This is a genomic window from Pseudoalteromonas rhizosphaerae (assembly GCF_902498845.1).
Classification (GTDB): Bacteria; Pseudomonadota; Gammaproteobacteria; order Enterobacterales; family Alteromonadaceae; genus Pseudoalteromonas; species Pseudoalteromonas rhizosphaerae.
Map to the genome: position 1 here is coordinate 25,632 of NZ_CABVLM010000006.1, position 17,991 is coordinate 43,622.

Annotated in this window: 19 protein-coding genes; 9 read left to right on the forward strand and 10 right to left on the reverse strand. The window is 40.4% G+C overall.

Annotated elements, in window-relative coordinates:
- Positions 1 to 182 precede the first annotated feature (182 nt).
- Both PSR9079_RS10560 and PSR9079_RS10565 read left to right on the forward strand, forming a co-directional pair.
- Positions 183 to 464 carry a hypothetical protein gene (locus PSR9079_RS10560; protein WP_149981441.1) on the forward strand — a complete coding sequence of 94 codons (282 nt, stop codon included), beginning with the start codon at positions 183 to 185 and terminating at the stop codon, positions 462 to 464.
- 116 nt (positions 465 to 580) lie between these two features.
- A complete protein-coding gene (locus PSR9079_RS10565) occupies positions 581 to 799 on the forward strand; it encodes a DUF3820 family protein (RefSeq protein WP_145239236.1) in 219 nt (72 codons plus the stop codon).
- A 171-nt stretch (positions 800 to 970) separates the two neighbouring features.
- On the opposite strand, the gene PSR9079_RS10570 is transcribed toward PSR9079_RS10565, so the two are convergent.
- From PSR9079_RS10570 to ilvY, 5 genes are all read right to left on the reverse strand, one after another.
- The gene (locus tag PSR9079_RS10570; protein ID WP_149981442.1) at positions 971 to 2,206 is read right to left on the reverse strand and encodes an ATP-binding protein; all 1,236 of its coding nucleotides are present in this window, start codon (positions 2,204 to 2,206) and stop codon (positions 971 to 973) included.
- A gap of 6 nt (positions 2,207 to 2,212) precedes the next feature.
- The gene (locus tag PSR9079_RS10575) at positions 2,213 to 2,905 is read right to left on the reverse strand and encodes a response regulator (RefSeq protein ID WP_149981443.1); all 693 of its coding nucleotides are present in this window, start codon (positions 2,903 to 2,905) and stop codon (positions 2,213 to 2,215) included.
- A 14-nt stretch (positions 2,906 to 2,919) separates the two neighbouring features.
- Positions 2,920 to 3,306, reverse strand: a complete 387-nt coding sequence (locus tag PSR9079_RS10580; protein ID WP_149981444.1) for a DUF3019 domain-containing protein — start codon at positions 3,304 to 3,306, stop codon at positions 2,920 to 2,922.
- Position 3,307: 1 nt separating this feature from the next.
- Complete coding sequence (locus tag PSR9079_RS10585; protein ID WP_149981445.1) at positions 3,308 to 4,168, reverse strand: MipA/OmpV family protein; 861 nt, start codon at positions 4,166 to 4,168, stop codon at positions 3,308 to 3,310.
- Between the two features lie 152 nt (positions 4,169 to 4,320).
- Positions 4,321 to 5,235 carry an HTH-type transcriptional activator IlvY gene (ilvY, locus tag PSR9079_RS10590; RefSeq protein ID WP_149981446.1) on the reverse strand — a complete coding sequence of 305 codons (915 nt, stop codon included), beginning with the start codon at positions 5,233 to 5,235 and terminating at the stop codon, positions 4,321 to 4,323.
- 164 nt (positions 5,236 to 5,399) lie between these two features.
- Between ilvY and ilvC the strand changes: the two genes are divergently transcribed.
- The 4 genes from ilvC to PSR9079_RS10610 all read left to right on the forward strand — a co-directional run bounded on the left by ilvC (position 5,400) and on the right by PSR9079_RS10610 (position 11,162).
- Positions 5,400 to 6,872 (forward strand): ketol-acid reductoisomerase, encoded by a 1,473-nt coding sequence (gene ilvC / locus PSR9079_RS10595; protein ID WP_145239254.1) that lies wholly within the window; start codon positions 5,400 to 5,402, stop codon positions 6,870 to 6,872.
- A gap of 194 nt (positions 6,873 to 7,066) precedes the next feature.
- Entirely contained in the window at positions 7,067 to 8,980 is a 1,914-nt protein-coding gene (locus PSR9079_RS10600) for a methyl-accepting chemotaxis protein (protein ID WP_149981447.1), read from the forward strand.
- Positions 8,981 to 9,061: 81 nt separating this feature from the next.
- Entirely contained in the window at positions 9,062 to 10,255 is a 1,194-nt protein-coding gene (locus tag PSR9079_RS10605) for a tetratricopeptide repeat protein (protein WP_149981448.1), read from the forward strand.
- Between the two features lie 37 nt (positions 10,256 to 10,292).
- Complete coding sequence (locus PSR9079_RS10610; RefSeq protein WP_246175529.1) at positions 10,293 to 11,162, forward strand: M28 family peptidase; 870 nt, start codon at positions 10,293 to 10,295, stop codon at positions 11,160 to 11,162.
- Between the two features lie 37 nt (positions 11,163 to 11,199).
- Here the strand turns inward: PSR9079_RS10610 and PSR9079_RS10615 are convergent, their stop codons facing one another.
- Positions 11,200 to 11,517 (reverse strand): GIY-YIG nuclease family protein, encoded by a 318-nt coding sequence (locus PSR9079_RS10615; RefSeq protein ID WP_149981449.1) that lies wholly within the window; start codon positions 11,515 to 11,517, stop codon positions 11,200 to 11,202.
- Positions 11,518 to 11,636: 119 nt separating this feature from the next.
- On the opposite strand from PSR9079_RS10615, the gene PSR9079_RS10620 reads away from it, so the two are divergent.
- Complete coding sequence (locus tag PSR9079_RS10620; protein WP_145239264.1) at positions 11,637 to 11,996, forward strand: outer membrane protein assembly factor BamE; 360 nt, start codon at positions 11,637 to 11,639, stop codon at positions 11,994 to 11,996.
- A gap of 75 nt (positions 11,997 to 12,071) precedes the next feature.
- Here the strand turns inward: PSR9079_RS10620 and PSR9079_RS10625 are convergent, their stop codons facing one another.
- Together PSR9079_RS10625 and PSR9079_RS10630 are read right to left on the reverse strand one after the other, a co-directional pair.
- Positions 12,072 to 12,401: an RnfH family protein gene (locus PSR9079_RS10625; RefSeq protein WP_145239596.1), complete on the reverse strand. Its 330-nt coding sequence runs from the start codon at positions 12,399 to 12,401 to the stop codon at positions 12,072 to 12,074.
- The gene (locus PSR9079_RS10630) at positions 12,401 to 12,838 is read right to left on the reverse strand and encodes a type II toxin-antitoxin system RatA family toxin (RefSeq protein WP_149981450.1); all 438 of its coding nucleotides are present in this window, start codon (positions 12,836 to 12,838) and stop codon (positions 12,401 to 12,403) included. Before PSR9079_RS10630 ends, PSR9079_RS10625 begins: the two co-directional genes overlap by 1 nt.
- 146 nt (positions 12,839 to 12,984) lie before the next feature.
- Between PSR9079_RS10630 and smpB the strand changes: the two genes are divergently transcribed.
- Both smpB and PSR9079_RS10640 read left to right on the forward strand, forming a co-directional pair.
- Positions 12,985 to 13,464 (forward strand): SsrA-binding protein SmpB, encoded by a 480-nt coding sequence (gene smpB, locus PSR9079_RS10635; protein WP_064666579.1) that lies wholly within the window; start codon positions 12,985 to 12,987, stop codon positions 13,462 to 13,464.
- Positions 13,465 to 13,653: 189 nt separating this feature from the next.
- Positions 13,654 to 16,248 (forward strand): TonB-dependent receptor, encoded by a 2,595-nt coding sequence (locus PSR9079_RS10640; RefSeq protein ID WP_149981451.1) that lies wholly within the window; start codon positions 13,654 to 13,656, stop codon positions 16,246 to 16,248.
- A gap of 66 nt (positions 16,249 to 16,314) precedes the next feature.
- On the opposite strand, the gene PSR9079_RS10645 is transcribed toward PSR9079_RS10640, so the two are convergent.
- Together PSR9079_RS10645 and fadR are read right to left on the reverse strand one after the other, a co-directional pair.
- On the reverse strand, positions 16,315 to 16,920 hold the full coding sequence (locus PSR9079_RS10645; RefSeq protein ID WP_145239274.1) for a peroxiredoxin C: 606 nt from the start codon (positions 16,918 to 16,920) through the stop codon (positions 16,315 to 16,317).
- A 270-nt stretch (positions 16,921 to 17,190) separates the two neighbouring features.
- The gene (gene fadR, locus PSR9079_RS10650) at positions 17,191 to 17,904 is read right to left on the reverse strand and encodes a fatty acid metabolism transcriptional regulator FadR (RefSeq protein WP_149981452.1); all 714 of its coding nucleotides are present in this window, start codon (positions 17,902 to 17,904) and stop codon (positions 17,191 to 17,193) included.
- Positions 17,905 to 17,991: the final 87 nt, after the last annotated feature.

The window sequence follows — 17,991 nt, forward strand, 5'->3', positions numbered from 1 at the left end:
ATAAGAGTCAAGCGCATTTACAAAGCTTTACATCCAGATTAGCATTTACCCATGAAAAAAGAGTACACTGCATGTGTTGAATAATACGTAAGTATCTATTTTTAGCACAAAAAAAGCCTTCACATGTTTGTGTATACGTATTTATCGGCATTTTGTCTTTTGCTATTAAATAAGGTTTTTAGATGAAAAATAAGTTTGCTACACAGTTTCAGGCCGTGGCGGATGATGTAAATAACCCAAAACTGGTTGAACTTCAAAATCGCCTTGATGAAATACAAAGAAATGGAATGACAGCGTTAGCAATGCGCGCAGTGTTATTTCAAAAAATGCTCGATATATATCAAGTGCCGGAAAATCATTTCTTACGTGATAGCGAAACACCAAGCCGCATCGATGATCCGTCAATTATAAACAAACTTAAACAACTTGGATTTACCAAAAAGCATCAATATCAGATCCATTAGTAAATTATGAGGGCCTACTCCCCTCATTAAATAGGCTGTTTCTTGCCCGTCACAGCCTATTTTCTCCCTCTCTTTTGTAATACACTTCACGCATAATTTAGCAAATTAAGTTAACCATGGATCCAGAGCTTTTAAAAACAGCGATCAATACAAAAATGCCATTTGGCAAATATGCAGGCCGCCCTTTGCTGTTATTACCTGAGCCATACTTGGTTTGGTTTAAGCAGCAAGGATTTCCTCACGGCACACTCGGTGCTCAATTAGCGATGATGTATGAAGTGAAACTCAATGGCTTGGAGCAGATGCTCATGCCGCTTTTAAAAACGCATAAATAAATTAAAAGTAATAAATAATGGAACTTACTCAGCAAAGTGAAGTCTACTCTTTTGCTACTTGTTGATTTTGGTTTTAACCGCAGAAAAGCGCCTATTAGGCGCTTTTTTTTTGGATATCTATTGAGCAACAGATATAACAATAGAAAAGGAGTTACTTACACTGAACTCAGGTTACTTAGGCAAATAGATTGTAAATTTGGCGCCACCTAATTCTGAATTCGATATTGCACAGCTACCTTGGTGCCAAGACACTATTTTTGCCACAATGGCTAAGCCAAGCCCAAAGCCTCCAGTCTTTTTATCGCGGCTTTTATCAAGTCGGGCAAAAGGTTTAAACACTGTATCCCATTGTGATTGTTCAATGCCAGGGCCATCGTCTTCGACAGATAAAATTACCTGCCCAGTATTTTCAACTAAGCTAATTCGCACTTCGTGACGAGCATATTTCAACGCGTTGCCTACTAAGTTTTGGATGCTGCGGGCGATAAAGTGACTGTCACAAGTGTAACTGCATAAAGCTGGTAATTGCATATTGAGTTTTATTTGCGTAGCAAAATCAAGTTTAGTGACAACACTTTCTACTAGCTGCACTAAGTTACATGTTTGCACCGTAAGATTAGGTTGTTGGCTATCAAGACGAGCATAATCAAGCATTTCTTTAACTAACGACTCTAACTCCACAATATCCAATTGCATGTTATCGATATATTCAAAGGCTTTTTCGTCAGCTACTTTGTCTTCAAGCATTGCCAAGGCAAATTTTAAACGTGCCAGTGGCGTTCTAAACTCATGCGAGACCGACGAGGTAAGTTCTTGTTGCGCAGTTAGTAAATGCTGAATACGCTGCTGCATAGCACTTAAGGTGTCGGTAATTGGTAAAAAGAATGATTTAGAGGTGGCGCTCAGCTCAAAGTCTTGTGAACCACCAACGGCTTCACAGGCCAGCCGCAACTTAGCAAAATCACGCCACAGTAAAAAACTCCATAAGCCAACAGGGATCCCAACGACACACAATAACAATAGATAAGGCCAAACGGATGAGAATACTGGTGCAGAAACGGTAATTGGACCCACTTGCAATAATTGCTCATTATCAACAGCGATATACCAAATAGCTCGCTGTTGTTGATCAAATAGATAAATATAATTATGTAGCTTAAGTTCTTGTTGTTGTTGTGCGGGCAACATTAGGTCTTGTTTTTGTACTATTTTACTTTGAAAGCGCGAAGCTATTTTAGTTAGCCCTTGTGGGGTTTGCGCTAATAACCATAGAGAGTGACCAAACTCGTCATCGAGCGCAATTTGTTGTTGGCTATCTTCGTACGGCCACAGTTGTTCAATTACCCCACTGACTAAAAACAAGGAAACTATAATGTACAAATATAAACTTGCGAATAGTTTCCCCATTAATAATTACATACCCCATGCATCGGAGACAAATAAGTAGCCTTGTCCCCAAACGGTTTTAATACGGTATGGTTTATCGCTATTATCACCTAATTTTTTACGGATCCGCGATACGCGTACATCTACGGTGCGGTCTAATCCATCATATTGGCGACCGATCATGTGTTGATGAACATGTTCACGACTTAGTACTTCACCGGAATTTGAAGCTAATAGCCACAGTAATTCAAATTCATGGGAAGTGAGGGTGATTTCGTTATTCTTTAAGCGAACAATACGGCTGGTTTTATCAATACATAAATCGCCAAATTGTAATTCTTCTGGCGCTTTTACTGATGCTTGGCCACGGCGTAATAGCGCATTAATACGGGCAAGCAATACTCTTGGCTCAGCTGGCTTAATAACATAATCATCGGCACCAAGTTCCAAACCAATGACTTGATCAAAGTCTTCACCTTTGGCGGTCAACATTAATATTGGTAAGCTAAATTTATCTCTCACTTGACGACAAACACTAAAGCCATCTTTACCCGGCAGCATTACATCGAGGATCATCAAATCAACCTGATTGTTTTCAAGGTAACTAAACACTTCATCGCCACGGTCTAACACCGCAACTTCAAGGCCATTATTTTCAAGATAGTCACGGGTTAATTGCTGTAACCCTAAATCATCTTCTACAAGTAAGATCTTTGCCATTTGCAGCTCCAAGATTAAAAAAAGCTCCACGGAGAACGTAATCGGCGCCGAGTTATTTTAGCGCGAGTGCTCTGTACTTCAATGCGTGTTGTCGCCAGTAATTCATCCGTGTGAGGATTGACTAGGGAGTATATGGTTTCAACCTGAACACGCGCTTTATGATTGAATTCTTCTAAGGTAACCTGTTGCCAACATTGCAGTTGTTGATCTTCGTGGTATAAACATACGTCCATTTTATGGGGCATATTTAAAGCAAATTTTACATCAACATCGCAAAAGTCTTGTTGTTCGGAAACCACACAGACTTTTGGAGTAACTGTTAATATATCTTTTTTCGCGACAGCTAACTTTGGCCATACCAACAAAAAAACGACGCACGCACCAAATTGTAAATACTTCATATTAAAAAATATGATCAAACCCTATAAAGGCAGTCAGAGAATACGTTTGTTCAAACAGCGGACTGTCGTCAGCTAAGGCGGAATAATCATAATAAGCCAGATGAAAACGCAATGAGTTGGCTCTATTTAAGGGCCAGCGGGCATCTATTTTAGCATAAGGCTGCCAACTACTGCCAACCTCAATTGCACGAACTGGGGACTCTTTTTCTGTTACGCCATAAAAATATGTATTCAGTGCTGCCGATTTATACCAGATGCCAATAGTCGGCTTAATCTGTAACTCACCAATGTTCTTGTGCATTTGCCATTGCAGTGCACTTCGCCACCCGTCATACACTCCGGATACATCAGCTAATGCCTGCACGGAAAATACATGCTGCTGATAGCTATAATGGTAACTCAGGCCAGCATCAAGTGCCCATTTACGCTTATCAAGCTCACTGATATCTAGACTAGGTTGTTGGATTTGAAGTTCATTTTCACTGCTCGTAAATGAACTATCTGATCTTAATGCAAAAATGTTACTTGGATGCCAATCAACAAAAAAACGAGTTTCCGAATTAAACTCAGTGACTAGATTAAAGGTATGTGGGGAGTCTTGTATTAGGCTATAGCCTAAGCGACCATTGTCAAAAAAGAACTGTTCACCGTAATAAGCTATATCTGGGATCAACACTAGTGGTAAATCACCTCCACCAGCTAATGGATTTGTTATGACTCCTAATCCCGTGTTAAGGCTCAAGTGCCACTGCCCTGTTGTTATATCCTGCACAGGCTCAATTTCTGATGGCTGTGCAAAACAAGGTACTGTAAGCCATACAGAGATGCAAAGCGCAGTAAGAATATTAACTATCGACTTCATTGTTGTTATTTATGCCAAAAGAGACAACCCAATATCGTTATCATAGCAAGGTATTAATAACTAATCCCTAGACGATTACAATCATTCACACTTTTGATACATATGGAACGATTCAAGGTAAATAAACTTTACATCTGCGTATTTAGACTCGGCTAAGAAGCTAAGCTATTAACGTTTTTCAGTGATTGAGCAATTTCCCATAATGCATTTAACGCGGCATCAGGTAACTCTTTACGTAATACTGCCAAACCAATCTCAAACCCTGGTGGAGCTTCTTTTTGGTCACTGATCACCTGCACGCGATCTTTTAATGGACTATTATCTAAAACAATTTTTGGCACCATGGCAATGCCTAGCCCTAAACTCACCATTGACACCATAGCTTCATGCCCCGCTACTTGCGCATAGATCTTTGCATTAATACCGTGCTTACGCCACCACAGCTCTAATCTTTGGCGAGTAAAACCTTGTTCTGGCACTATAAACTCAAGCTCAGACCAATCTATCTTATCGCCAAACTGGGCCAGTTTTTCAGTGAGCAACGATGGAATACGTGGCGCGATAAATACCAAGGATGAATAACCAATACTGGCAAATGCAATTTGCGTCGGTAATTTATCAGGCTTTGCGGCTATTGCCATGGCTTCTTGTCCGTCAAGCACACGGTTAATTGCCACTGCGGGGTCGCCAGTATTTAGCTTTATTTCTATATGTTGATGTTGCAAACGCAGTTGCTCTAATAGTTGATGCAAAAAACTATAAGAGGCCGTTACTGAACAGTAAATACTCACTTTACCGTAAATAGTTTGCTCAGGATTTTGTACATTTGCTCGAAAACGCTGCCAATTAGCTAACGTAGCCGTTGCATAGTCGATAAACGATTCTCCTTCAGCTGTTAGCTTTACACTGCGATTATCGCGACTGAATAATGCGACTCCCACTTCATCCTCTAACTGCTTAATATTACGACTTAAGGTGGGAGCACTTATGTGGCAAAACTCGCTGGCACGGGCAAAATGTAAGGTTTTGGCAAGAGCCAGGAAATAATGTAATCGTTTATGGTCCATAGTGATCCCAATAGTTAGCGGTTATTAATTAAAGTATTTCATTTTTTGAAATACTTTAATGCAAATATATCATTTTACGCAAGGGTAAAAATTCCTTATGGTGACTTTAAGCAAGGCAGCAAGCGCTTGCATCTAACAAATACGAAATTTATAGGATACTAACAATGGCGAATTATTTTAATACTCTTCCTTTACGCGAGCAGTTAGCACAACTAGCACAATGTGAATTTATGGATCCGGCTGAATTTGCCGATGGTGTTGAAGCACTTAAAGGCAAAAAACTTGTTATTGTTGGGTGTGGTGCACAAGGTTTAAACCAAGGACTGAACTTACGAGATTCAGGTTTAGATGTTGCCTACACATTGCGTGATTCTGCAATCAGCGAACGTCGTCAATCATTTCTTAATGCGTCAGAAAATGGTTTTACTGTAGGTACTTACGAAGAATTGATCCCTACTGCTGATGTTGTGTTAAACCTAACACCTGATAAACAGCATACTGCGGTTGTAAACGCAATCATGCCGATGATGAAACAAGGCTCTACGCTTGCTTATTCTCATGGCTTCAACATTGTTGAAGAAGGCATGCAAGTACGTGATGATATCACTGTGATCATGGTTGCACCTAAGTGCCCAGGCTCTGAAGTTCGTGAAGAATATAAGCGCGGTTTTGGAGTACCAACACTGATTGCAGTTCACCCTGAGAACGATCCTCAAGGTCATGGCTTAGCACAAGCAAAAGCGTATGCAGCGGGTACTGGCGGTCATCGTGCAGGGGTTTTAAAGTCTTCATTTATTGCTGAAGTAAAATCAGACTTAATGGGTGAGCAAACAATTCTTTGCGGCATGTTACAAACCGGTTCAATCTTATGTTTTGATAAGATGATCGAAAAAGGTATAGACGCCGGTTACGCATCAAAACTAATTCAATACGGTTGGGAAGTGGTTACTGAAGCACTTAAATACGGCGGCGTTACCAATATGCTTGACCGTTTATCAAACCCAGCGAAAGTAAAAGCGTTTGAATTAAGTGAAGAATTAAAAGTAATCATGCGCCCGCTTTACAATAAACACCAAGACGACATCATCGATGGCACGTTCTCTCGTGTAATGATGGAAGATTGGGCGAATGATGATGCAAACCTTTTGAAATGGCGTGCAGAAACAGCTGAAACAAATTTTGAAAAAACCCCAGCAGGTGATGTTGAAATCAGCGAACAAGAGTTTTTTGATAACGGTATCTTGATGGTTGCAATGGTGAAAGCCGGTGTGGAATTAGCGTTTGAGACCATGACTGCTGCAGGTATTATCGCTGAGTCAGCATATTATGAATCGCTACATGAAACGCCATTAATTGCCAATACCATTGCGCGTAAAAAATTATTCGAAATGAACCGCACGATCTCCGATACTGCAGAGTATGGTTGCTACTTATACAATCACGCATGTTTGCCACTGTTACAAGACTTTATGCAAAACATCGATACTGATGTGATTGGTAGAGGCTTAGGCGAGCGCTGTAATCATGTTGATAACCAAACACTAATTGCAATCAACAAGTCGCTGCGTGAGCACCCTGTTGAAATCATTGGTACCAAATTGCGTGGCTACATGTCAGCAATGAAGAAAATTGTTTAACCCTGGAAAGTAACAATTTCGCTTGTTAGAAACCAAGCCCACATGCTAAACGCAGTGGGCTTTTTCATTTTATTTACTTTGTCAAAATACATCTTAGAGTAAATTACAAACTGAGTACTTACTCTAATAGATGATGAACTGCATGAAAAAAACATGCTAAAATACCCGCATAATTTGTAAATTCAGTACCCACAATGTCGTATAAAACTCTTAGTATCACGCGTAAGATCACTATTTTAGGGATCGCTATTGCCCTGTCAGTTGCCAGCTTAATTGGCATTACGGCGCTGTTATCCGCCAAAACCATTATCGAACAACGGATGATACAATCTGAGTTGCCCAGTAAACTACACGCAATTAATAACTATATCAGCTTAGAAATAAATGAATTACTTAGTGCGGCCGAACAAGTATCAAGTAATCATTTTATACTCGCGTGGGCAAATAGTCGTGATAACAATGATGAAGTTTTAATCAAAGAATTAAATCGTCTGGTAAAACAATACGGCTTAGCAACCGCATCATGGGCAAATCGCGATACCGCGCAGTACTGGAATCAAGATGGCTTTTTAAGAGTATTAGATAGGCAGCAAGATGGCTGGTTTTTTGATTTTAAAAACGCCAATCAAGCTTACTCTATTAGCTTATATCAAGAGCCTAATGGCGACACAAAAATGTTTGTAAATCATCAACAGATCAATGGCATCGGCTTAACTGGACTGGCAAAAAGTATTGATGATATGCAGGCACTGCTAAATAAATTTACTATCGAGCAAACCGGTTTTGTATTTATCACTGACGATAAAGGCGTAATTAAACTCCATCAAGACGTTAATAAAGTAGAAAAAACAAATCTAGATAGCTTGTATGGTCATCAAGTAAGTGGTCAATTATTAACAAGCAATGAATTTAACTTGCAAGAAGTCGAACTCAATGGCGACACTTTTTTCCTAGCGGCGAGTCCGATTAAAAACACTCAACTCTATGTGGTTGCACAAGTACCAAAAGCAGAAGTGTTTGCCGGGATCACCACTTTACAATGGCAAATTTTAAGTTTTGCTATCGCAATTGCGCTGTTGGCATGTATCGTTAGTTTTTTACTGGCTCGTTCGTTAGCTTCACCGCTATCAAAAATGGCAGAGTTATTTACTCGTTTAGGATCTGGTGATGCCAATCTAGCTTACCGTTTACCTCACAGTGACCAGCCTGAGCTATCAGCATTAACGAATGGTTTTAACCAATTCATTGATAAAATTGAAACCGCCATTGCGCAAGTCTCCCACGAAAGTTTAAAAATTCGTCAAAGCTCAGATCAGGTATTTACTCAAGCCAAGCATAACTCACAGGCAATGGACAACCAAAAAGAGCAGACTATCTCTGTTGCAGCAGCAATCAACGAAATGGGCGCGACAGTGCAAGAAATTGCCCACAGCGCCGCAACTGCCGCAAAACTGACCGAAGATAGTAAAGCGAATACATTACAGAGCCACCAGCAAGTAGTGCAAAGCCAACAGAGTATTACCGCATTAGCCAGTGATATTGACACAATTGCGGGACAAGTGACTGAGCTTGCCAATAAAACCCAGACTATTGCCAGTATTGTTGACTCTATTCGTGGTATTTCAGAGCAAACCAATTTATTAGCACTAAATGCAGCAATTGAATCAGCACGTGCTGGTGAACATGGCCGCGGCTTTGCCGTGGTTGCGGATGAAGTACGAGCCTTAGCCAACCGTACGTCACAATCAACGACTGAAATTCAATCAATGATTGAAGAGCTCGCGAAAACAGCTACCAATGTGGTTGAACATATTGCCCAGTCCAAAGATAAAGCTCAACACAGCATAGCAACAATGCAAAGCTCTGTGCAGTTGCTTGATGCCATTACCAATACCGCTAATGAAATTAATGATATGGCAACCTTGATTGCTACAGCTACTGAGGAGCAAAGTAGCGTGGTTGCTGACGTCGGCCGCAATATTGAACAAATTAGTGAGATCAGCGATATGGCAATGCGAGAACAAATTGATACCGAGCAGGCGATCAAAGGACTTGCAACCAGCGCACAAACCTTAGCAAGTTTAGTCGCCACCTTTGAAAAGCGCTGACACAGTTTGTAACATTTAACATCTACCCCGACTAAAAAACAGACTAAACTTAATAAGTCAGTAATTAGTTGGGGTATGATTATGACAATATTAACGCAGCTTTATAAGCTAGCAGTCATTGTGCTGCTTTTTAGTATCTCTGCCTGTACCATTGTGAGTAATCAACCAATACTCATCCCGCCACCAGTGACTGAAAACCAATCTTTCACGCTTTACCCGGTAGAAAGTAGTGAACAGATTTTTACCTTAAGCGATACAATAACACAACAACTCGATGCAGCCTTTCCAAGTACTAAACGCAATTTAAACACAACTCGAAAATTACTAAACTTTTTGTTAGAAAATGGCGATGCATCCTTACTATATCAAGCAGGGGCTACCCTAACCGCCAATCAAGCCTACCGAGATTTAAATGCTAACTGTTTATCATTATCGATTTTGGCCTATAGTATCGCGGAATATTTAGGCATGCAGGGGCAATTTCAAACGGTTCATATTCCTGAGTATTGGGCGCTAAATAAAGGCTATAACTTATTGACTGGGCATATTAATTTGATCGTCACACAGCATCGTAACAACAACACTAATGTGACTTATGTGTATGACGCAAAAACCTCATTAGTGATTGATTTTGATCCGAACTCGCGAGGCGAGAAATTTCAGACGACCCCCATCAGCAAACAACGAATTACCGCGATGTTTTATAACAATAAAGGGGCAGCGGCAATGCTCAATCAAAATTATGATTTAGCCTATAGCTACTTTTTAGCGGCAACAAAAGCAGATAAATATTACTCTGCTGCATGGGGTAACTTAGCCGTATTACTTCGCCTTGATTCTCAGTATGATAACGCCGAATTAGCCTATAATTATGCTTTGCTGCTTAATAACGACAACAATACAGCACTGGGCAACTTAGCTTTACTGTATCAACTCACCGACCGTCCTGAACTGGCCGACAAGATTTTATCTAAACTTGATTTGAAGCGCCAAAGTAATCCGTATTATCATGTGTCATTAGGAAATAACGCATACCTTGAACAAAACTATCAAGATGCCATCAAGCATTTCAATAAAGCAAAAAGAATTGATGATAATATTCATGATAGCTACTTTGGTCTTGCCCGCACGTATTATCAGTTAGGTGATTTTAAGCAAGCGTATCGCCAATTACGTTTGGCTAATAAACATGCCGATTTTGACCATGATAAGCAACGTTATCAAAATAAATTACAGGCACTAAGTGACATGACCGCGCGAGTAATTAATCATTAACTATTTTATTTTGCTATTGAGCCTCAGCTTTTCAACATTGTGCCAAAGTAATAGCAGCGCGCAGCAACAGCTGATTGATGATCTGAGGCATCTAAGCTCTACGGCTCTAAGCGGTAGAAAAACCAATACCGACGGCGCGCATACCAGTGCCCAATACATTAGTACGCGACTGCAAACGCTCGGTTACAATACACAATTACAGCCGTTTAGTTACAGCCATGGCTGGTCTTCAAAAGCAACGGGGCAAAATGTAGTTGCGACTTTAAAACCACCGCACTTAGTCAAGACTCATTTGGTAATTACCGCTCATTATGATCACTTAGGTATGCGTGGTAACACTTTATATGCAGGCGCAAACGATAATGCCAGTGGCGTCAGTGCCTTGTTATTCCTAGCGCAACGCTTCGCACACACAAATCTGCCTTTCCAACTTAGTTTTGTTGCTACTGACGCAGAGGAAAATGGTTTACATGGAGCTGAATATTTTGTTAGTCAATTGCAAATCGACGACAGCGTAACCGTGCTAAATATTAATTTGGATATGTTAGCAGTAAAGCCGCCAAAAAAAATCTTATATGCCTTTGTCTCACATGCACAACGCAGTGCTTTACAAGCACAACTACAGCAGGTGCCTGAGCATAATTTAAAGATAAAAGTAGCTAGTTCATCAACCACAATGAACAGAATGACCCTCGGAGATAGTATTGATTGGCGCCGAGCAAGCGACCATTATGCGTTTGCTAAAGCCGGAATTGCTTATATTTACTTTGGTATGGGTCATGACCCCCACCATCATAAAAGTTCCGACCTACTAAGTAATATTGACCAAGCACTTTATATTGATGCTGTTAATTATATTGCCGTATTTATTAGCCAACTTGATATAAATGATATAAACACTCTTTGAGCTAAATTGTAGATAGTAAATATATTTTAAACTAAATTCAGGTTAGCAAAATCCCAGAGCTAACAAACACTCGCTTTTGTGCCTTACTTAAGCGTTTAATTTTTATCTCAAGCTTGGTGGCTTCACTGCGAGAACCGACTTCACATTGATATATTAAAGTCAGTGGCCCCTTCCCCTTTAAATTTTTAGCCCCTTTGCCCGCTTGATGTGCTGCAAATCGTTTTGCCACATCCGTGCTGATCCCAGTGTACCAATGCCCTAAACGTGTTTGTACAATATAAAGTGACCACGTGGAGATCTTAGTTGTCATAGTATTTTCAGTAGTAGTTAAACTTTTTGCGGACTCAGAGGTCAAAATTACGCTCCAAACATCGATAGTAAAAATTAAGTCACAAACAATTACTCAAAAGGGTTTTACCTTAGCTGACTAATCGGTATCATGCAGTTTATAAAAAATAAGGATCCAAACAAACAATGCAGTCGTTAAAAACTTTTTCTCTTTGGTTTATCGTTGCTCTGACCTTAAGCGCAACCGCCGGTTGTTCTAGCTGGGTTTATCGTATCAACATCCCTCAAGGTAACTTTTTAGAACAAACCGATGTTGACAAGCTTCGTATCAATATGACCCGTGAGCAAGTTCTTTATGTATTAGGTAAACCTGTTGCAGAAGACGCTTTCGATAAAAACACGTGGCATTACTTATATTCTTTTAATCTTGGCCGTGATAACGAACAACGTAAATCACTGACTATTAATTTTGAAAATGAAAAATTGGTATCGCTCAGTGGTGACTATGAACAACCCGCAGAGTTTAATACACCGCTTGAGCAATAACGCTCCAGTTCAGTAAATTACAGTTCAGTAAATTACGAAAAGGTTAGCAACAGCTAACCTTTTTTGTTTGAGCTATTATTTAGCTTTATCAAGCGGTCGCCCACCTGTAATTTTATTAGCACGACCTTCGTCTTTAGCTTTTTCTGCACGTTTTCGTCGTGCGTCTTTAGGATCAGCAATTAAAGGACGGTAAATTTCAATTCTATCGCCATCCTCAAGCACTTGCGTAAGCTTGCAGGTACGGTTCCATATTCCTAAGGTTAATGCTAAGCCATCAATTTCAGGGCACTTAGCGAGGATACCTGATTGCATCACGGCATTTTCTGCCGTTGTACCAACGGGTACTTCAACAAGCAAACACGTTGCCGTGGTAGGTAATGCATACACAACTTCAACTTTTATCATCATCGCAGTCCATATACCTGTTTAGCGCGTTGAGTAAATGCATTCACCATGTTTTTTGCAACATCGTTAAATACGCGCCCAAACGCAAGTTCAATTAATTTACTCGCAAATTCAAACTCAAGCTGTAGCTGAACTTTACATGCATTGTCATCCAACACTTGAAAATGCCAACGCCCTTGCAAGGCTTTAAATGGCCCATCAACTAAGCGCAATGTTACTGTATTATCATCTACAAAGGTGTTTTCAGTAGTAAACCATTTTTTTATACCCGCTTTGGAAATTTCCAAACTTGCCGTCATGGTATTACCTTGCTGTGCAATAATTTTTGCATCCGAGCAATGGGGTAAAAATTCAGGATAAGCATCCACATCATTGACTAAATCAAACATTTCTTTGCTGCTATACATTACTAGCGCACTTTTTTCTATTTGTGGCATACTCACTCCCAACTGTGTGGGCGAATTTTAGCAAGCTTTGCGTTTTTCCCCAAACTTTCATGGCGCTTTATTTACAAACACTTTTTTATTAGCAAAAATAAAAAATCGATGTAAAAAGCAGAGCTTTACGTATAATATGGGCCACTATGGCTAAGAAAAATTCATCTAAATCGACAAGTAATACTATCGCGCTAAATAAAAAGGCGCGTCATGAGTATTTTTTACACGACAAGTTTGAGGCTGGTGTTGAACTACAAGGCTGGGAAGTAAAAAGTATCCGAGCTGGTAAAGTAAACATCTCTGAAACATACATTCACCTTAAAAATGGCGAAGCGTTTTTGCTTGGCAGTCAAATACAGCCTCTCAATAGTGCTTCAACCCATGTTATTTGCGATCCATTACGTTATCGCAAGTTATTATTAAGCAGACGCGAGCTAGATCGCTTAGTCGGTGCGACTGAGCGCGATGGCTATTCATTAATCGCCACTGCCATGTATTGGAAAAAATGCTGGGTGAAACTTGAGTTCCACCTCGGTAAAGGTAAAAAAATGCATGACAAACGTGAAGACGGTAAAAACAAAGACTGGTCTCGCGAAAAAGAACGGTTAATGAAGCACAAAGTTTAATCTATCTAAACAACCTCAAAAACGCCTAACCCAGTTAGGCGTTTTTATTTATATCCCTTAAATCCTTCTAACTGTATCAAATATAGTACACCTCTTTACAATTCAATTTGATAACAAACCTGTTACATGGTATTGATGTGTGTGGTTCATTTGACCAGATAAAATTAACATTATAACAAGGATTTAAGGATGAAGAACATACTCCCATTTAAACCTAAGCTAATCGCTTGTGTAACACTTGCACTTTCAACAGCGGGTTATACTTCTCAATCATTTGCTGCGGACGAAGCAAAAAAAGTTGAACGTATTGAAGTGACGGGTTCTAGAATAAAGCGAACAGATATTGAAGGCCCTTCCCCAGTACAATCAATTAGTCGCGCCGATATCGATAATATGGGCTATGACAACTTACAACAATTACTGGAAAGAATGCCTGCTGCTGGTAATGGTACTTTTTCTACTCGCGGTAATAATCAGGATTCGACCGCTAACGGCTCTGCAGCTGTATCGCTACGAGGTTTAGGCGCTGATGCAACACTTGTATTAATTAATGGCCGTCGAGTAGCTATAAGCGCATTTGCGGAGAGTATCACTAACTCATTTGTTGATATTAACAGTATTCCGGTCTCTGCTATCGAACGTATTGATATTCTTAAAGATGGTGCCTCTGCAATTTATGGTTCCGATGCCGTTGCAGGTGTGGTGAATATTATTTTGAAAAAAGACATCGATGGTTTAGAAGTTAATTTAGGTTATGGTGGTACTGACGGCCCTAACTATGAAGAAACCTCAGCAAGCATAGTTTGGGGTACCTCAAACGAAAAAAGCAGTGCGTCTGTGATCATCGATTACTTTAAAAACACCTCTTTATCATCAGATGAAATGGGCCGCTTAGGCACTGCTAATCAAACCGCGAATGGTGGTGAAGATTTCCGTTCATCTCGTGGCTTTCCTGGTTATTTCTACGTTGACGGCGTAAAAACTATCGATCCTGATTGCCCAGCTGAAAGTGCCACATCTAGCGGCAGCTGCTTATTTGATTATGGTCCATTTGGTTATATTGCCCCTGCTTCTGAGCGAGTTGGTGCTATTTCACAATTTGAATATAACTTTGATAACGGCATTACAGCCTTTCTGGAAATGGCCATGCAGCATAATACCTCGATTGCTGCAGGTGCACCGACACCGCTAGACGAAGATGCGGGATTAACAGTTCCAGCCAGTCATCCAAACAATCCTTTTGGTAAAGATATTGAGATTGGTCGCTATCGTACCGTGGATGCAGGTGCCCGTCAGTGGGATATAGAATCAGATACGTTACGCTTTGTTGCCGGTCTTCGTGGTGAAATTAGCGATTGGAGCTGGGAAGCAGCTGTACAAAAAGGTCGAAGTAAATCAATGCAAACCGGTGATCGTACTCAAGGCTGGGTAAGAACTGACTTTTTACAACAAGAAATAAATGCTGGCAACTACAACCCATTTGGCGGCACTTATAATGATCCAGATGTAATAAACCGTATTACCACCAGCTTAGTTCGCCGTGGTGAATCACATATGACCTCATTTGATGCCAACATTACCGGCGAAGCGTTTAGTTTCGGTGACAGTGTCGTGATGATGGCGGCTGGTATTGAGTACCGTGAAGAGGACGTCAGTGATATCCCTGATGATCAATTTCAACGTGGTCTTATTTTTGGTACTGAGTCAGTTTCTGCTGCCGCTGAGCGGGACCAATACGCTGCCTATGTTGAATTCTCAATCCCATTAGCTGATAGCTTAGAATTACAACTTGCAGGTCGTTACGATGATTACAGTGACTTTGGTACCACAACCAATCCTAAAGTAGCACTGCGCTGGGCACCTACTGATGAAATTACCGTTCGCGGCTCATGGGCACAAGGTTTTAGAGCACCTTCACTAGCACAAATTGGCCTAGGTCCATCAGAGGAAAGTCAGTTTTTTATTGATAGCTACCGCTGTGCTGCAACTGGAGAAGATTGTGATGTACTCGATTACAACATCCAATTTGCTGGTAATCCTGATTTAAAAGCCGAAGAATCTGAATCATGGAACGTTGGTTTTATTTGGGCGCCAATGGCTGATCTTGGTTTCAGTATTGATGTATGGAGTATTACCCAAGATAACAAAATTGATGAGCAAGCATTCGGCCCTATTTATGATGCTGAATGTAACAACCAGAATAGTACCATCTGCGTTCGCCTGCCGCCACAAGGTGGACAAAGTCTTGGGGTGATCCAAAAAATTCATAGTACCTTTGAGAATGTCTCTTCACAAGAAGTGTCTGGTGTTGATTTCTCAGCAAATTATAACCACTCATTGGATGATCTTGGTTTACTTAAGTTCAACTTAGAATGGTCCTATCAAGACAAGTTTGAAAAAGACGGTCGCGATTATACTGGTGAATATGGTTACCCTGAACACCGCTGGATGTTCTCAACTAATTGGGAGCTTGGTGCATTCAATACTAATGTAAATATCAGCTATGTGGGTGAGTTTGAAGATACGCCTGATATTGATTTTGATGGCACCCTCGATTTTGATAGCAACACGTCAAGAATGGTTGATTCACAAGTCTTAGTTGATTTACAAACGGCTTATCGTATTACCGAATCGACCAAGATCTCGATTGGCGTAAATAACCTATTTGATGAAGAGCCACCATTTGCAATTGGTGATGGTGATGGTGATTTATACGGTTATGCTTCCGCGGTTCACAACCCTCGCGGACGTTATATCTACACCAAAGTGTCATTCGCTTTCTAGCGACTACCCTAAATAAAAAACCCGCCAAATTGGCGGGTTTTTCATATTCTAAAACAAAGGCCTAAATTATAGGTCGCTTTCGTTTTCAGAAAGGAACTTAGCAACGCCTGCTGGGCTTGCATCCATACCTTTTTTGCCTTCAGTCCAACCAGCTGGACATACTTCACCGTGCTCAGTGTGAAACGCAAGAGCGTCAACCATACGAAGCATTTCGTCGATGTTACGACCTAGTGGTAAGTCATTTACTACTTGATGACGTACATTACCTTCTTCATCAATTAAGAATGAACCACGAAATGCAACGCCCGCTTCTGGATGCTCAACATCGTATGCTTTACAGATTTCGTGCTTAACATCTGCAACTAGTGCGTATTTAACTGCACCGATACCGCCGTCTGCAACAGCAGTGTTACGCCATGCGTTGTGTGAGAATTGTGAATCGATTGAAACACCAATTACTTCTACGCCACGCTTTTGGAATTCTTCATAACGCTTGTCAAAAGCAATTAGTTCAGAAGGACATACGAAAGTGAAATCTAATGGGTAAAAGAAGATGACTGCTTTTTTACCTTTGATTGTTTCGTGAAGATTGTAGCTATCTACGATCTCGCCGTTACCTAGTACTGCTGCAGCGGTAAAGTCTGGTGCCTGGCGGCCTACTAATACACCCATTTTATTCTCCAAATATTTGAGTTTGCTTTTAATTGCTTACGCAATGCTTGCCTTTAATATGGGATCTAAAAAGTAAATACCAAGGGCTAGCATGCATAATTATCAGAATATTTTAGAGACTAAAGACTTAAAAGAACAATCGTATTTTCCGATGTCACTCATCGAAAAATACGAACGCAGTGTATCACTCGCTGTTTGTCATTAATAACAGCGAAAAAAAACCTGCATATGCAGGCTTCTTATAGATATAACTACCCAGTAAATGCAGAGTTAATCCATGATATTTTCCGGCATATCACCACGGATTTTTTGCCAGATCTCACCTGTTTGATGACCATATTTCCGCATCATTGAAATTGCGCCGTCATGTTCGCGTTTCTCAGCAAGTATGGTTAAATCTTTATAGAATTGACGCGCTAACTGACGCGTGCCTGGATCTGAAAAGTAATGACAGCCAATTTTAGAGTAAAAACCCTTAAAACCATTAAGAATAAGTACATAAATACGGTTATTACCTGCAACAGCCAACTCATGATGTACTTTATAATCATAATCAGCGAAAGCTTGTGCACTATCTTCAAGTTCATCACTTTTTGAAAGAATTTCTATCACGCGATCAGGTGCTAGTTTAATGGCAGCGCGAGTATAGATAGCGCTAATATTAGTACGCGCAGAAAGTAACTGGTCGGTTAACTCGGGCATTTTATCTTCATCAAGACGCGCTAAGGTCTCTAAAATATTAAGTCCTGAGGTTTCCCAAAAGTTATTTACTCGAGTCGGTTTACCGTGTTGGATTGTTAACCAACCATCACGCGCTAAACGCTGCAGTACTTCACGTAAGGTTGTACGAGTAACACCGATTAATTCTGATAACTCTCGCTCAGCGGGAAGAATAGAACCTGGTGGAAAATCACCATTCCAAATTGACTCAACAATGTACTCTTCGGCAAACCCTGCTGGGCTTTTCGCTTTAAAAATTCTCATTCAATTCCCACTTGAGTTACCACATAACATTACTTTAAACGATTAACTGACTGATTGTACCAGATGAAGCCAAACTAACAAGTAAAG